The organism is Eubacterium sp. AM05-23, assembly GCF_003477535.1.
GTDB classification, from domain to species: Bacteria; Bacillota; Clostridia; order Eubacteriales; family Eubacteriaceae; genus Eubacterium; species Eubacterium maltosivorans.
This window is the reverse complement of sequence record NZ_QUDF01000030.1, coordinates 1-2,176: the sequence shown is the minus strand read 5'-3', so window position 1 is coordinate 2,176 and position 2,176 is coordinate 1. Positions and strand designations below refer to the sequence as shown.

Sequence of the window (2,176 nt, the reverse complement as noted above, 5' to 3'; positions counted from 1 at the left end):
GACAGATTGGCACAAGTGGTCTACCGCACCGCCGGGCCCATTCTCTGCATCTGCTGGGCCAGACATATTTATTGTTTTGATAAACCAGTAGGGTTCCCCGCCCACATTGCCGATCTGACTGGCTGCCGCGTTGACCATGCTGCTGTTGTCCCCGCCGGTTGGAACGCGGCCAAGGAACCCTTGATTATTATATCAATGAGTATCCGCAAAAAAGATTTAAAGGAAAAACTTATGGGGAAGTCCGGGCAGCGGCTCTGCAAACCTCCGAACCTGTATCATATCCAATAAGACAGGCTGTCAGATACATAAAGTTTTGGACCGAAATCGAACAAAAGAAGCAGCAAGCAATATAAAAAATAACCAGCACTTCTAAGAATGCTGGTTATCATAAGCTCAATAATATAATTATTTTCTTTGTCTACTTGATAAGGGATCTATCATAATACGGTGCTTCGGGTAGTGGCATTTAGGTTTTCTGTTGCAAAGACAATGTCGGGCCTGCTGTTTCCTGTTCCTCTGGGGAAACCATGTCCAATACAGGCTTTAAGATTTTATCACAGCGCGCCTCAATATACCGGCCATAAAATTCTTTTTGTAGATCGGAGATATATGGGACTCCACCAAGAAACGCTCGGATTTGTTCCATGCCGATTCTCGGTACGATCCGCCGGATGGCTTCCTTGCAGTCCTCATACTCCATACTAGTCAAAAAATCATAGTAATTGATCTTTCGGCCGTTCTGCTTGATGGCAGAGGTGGGAAACTGATAGACACGGGCATTCAGCGCATCTTCATCTGCAAGAACCTCTTTCATGACCTTCTCGTCTGCCTGCGGTAACAGACAGCTTCCACAGTCGAACACCGGCGCCACATACGACTGACCGGAGGCGTCATCATAAAGAAATCCCCAGTTTCCGTTGTGACGGTCAAAATTTCCGAGAAGAGCGTCTATTACAAACACATCCCAAAAGTGTTTGGTCAGCATAGCGGGATCGACATACTGCTGTTTTTCCAATGCTTCCAGTATATCCGGAAGTTCTGTACCGTTGCCGTCCGATTCGGAATCGAGAATCGTGTTCTTAATGGAGCAAAAGTCAAAAAACCGCTTTCCGCCTGCTGTGAAATCCTTGCAGGCACACACGACCTTTTTCTTTGTTCCCACCTGATAGGTGCCGAGCAGCGTTTCCTGTGCTTTCACTCCCAACAGATTGAAGAGGCTGCTTGCGATATGCTCACTGATGCAGCTATTGGTATAGGACAGCGTTGTCGGCTTTCTCCCGCCGGAGGGCGGGAACTTCAGCATATACTGATTTCCTTTATACTCCACGGCGATTTTCTTGCCGTTTGCGCCGTTGTAGGCTCTGCCAGGTATCTTTGGGCAGGCTGTAAAGTCAATTCGTTCCATCATAGATTCCTTCCCCATAAATATTTCTTCCGCAGGTAATCGGCGTGCTCCGGCGTGATGACACCATCGCTGATCTCTGCCAGATTGATGCTGCCGTAAAGTTCTCCCCAATAACAGTCGAGCAGGTTGGACTTTTTGTGCAGAGCGTCTTTGTAGGCGTCCAGATCCCGCTGGAGATATTCGGGCAGTCCGCATTCATAGGCGCGTTCACGCTCTGTCTGCCGGATGCCTCCCTCCGCGAGCAGTTCCATTGTAACACCAAGCGCCTTTGCCAGCTTGTAGACCGTTTCGGCGGAACACTTTTCAAGTTTCGTTTTTCCGCTGCAGATATCGCTCAGCGTTGCGTGCGGGATACCTGCCTGTTCTGCCAGCCGGTACTTGGTCATGTGCGTCTGTTTTAACAAATCGTCAATGATCATTGTATCGTCACCTCTCACTTTATTATATCGGCATACCGAAACAAAATCAAGAGAGTTAGAAAAAATTTACGAAAGACTTTTTTTATTTCCCTGCTCTCGCCACCGGGCGCGTCAGGTTGATTGCCGTTGTAGTGGCATGAACCACGCTCATCATATTCACTCTGACAGAGGAACGTTATCCCTCCGTTTTCAGCGCTGCAATTCGCTTCTCATCCAGGTAATGCGTCGCGTATGTTCTCTCGATTTCTGCTCTGCCGCTCTTACTGAATTGCAGCCTTTTTACCGGCTGATGCCCCTGTCCATTTTTCTTCTTCATTCCCCATTGTTTATAGTATGTCTGCGAGGGCTTTAA

3 protein-coding genes are annotated in these 2,176 nt (G+C 48.0%); 1 reads left to right on the top strand and 2 read right to left on the bottom strand.

What is annotated here, in order from left to right; translation table 11 throughout:
* Window positions 1–288, top strand: a 288-nt coding sequence (locus DW091_RS20240; protein ID WP_158577958.1) for a hypothetical protein, incomplete at its 5' end; no start/stop codon positions are given.
* 178 nt (window positions 289–466) lie between these two features.
* On the opposite strand, the gene DW091_RS19880 is transcribed toward DW091_RS20240, so the two are convergent.
* Together DW091_RS19880 and DW091_RS19875 are read right to left on the bottom strand one after the other, a co-directional pair.
* Window positions 467–1,408 (bottom strand): HipA domain-containing protein, encoded by a 942-nt coding sequence (locus tag DW091_RS19880; protein WP_224168856.1) that lies wholly within the window; start codon window positions 1,406–1,408, stop codon window positions 467–469.
* Window positions 1,405–1,824 carry a helix-turn-helix transcriptional regulator gene (locus DW091_RS19875; protein WP_118519115.1) on the bottom strand — a complete coding sequence of 140 codons (420 nt, stop codon included), beginning with the start codon at window positions 1,822–1,824 and terminating at the stop codon, window positions 1,405–1,407. Before DW091_RS19875 ends, DW091_RS19880 begins: the two co-directional genes overlap by 4 nt.
* Between the last annotated feature and the right edge of the window lie 352 nt (window positions 1,825–2,176).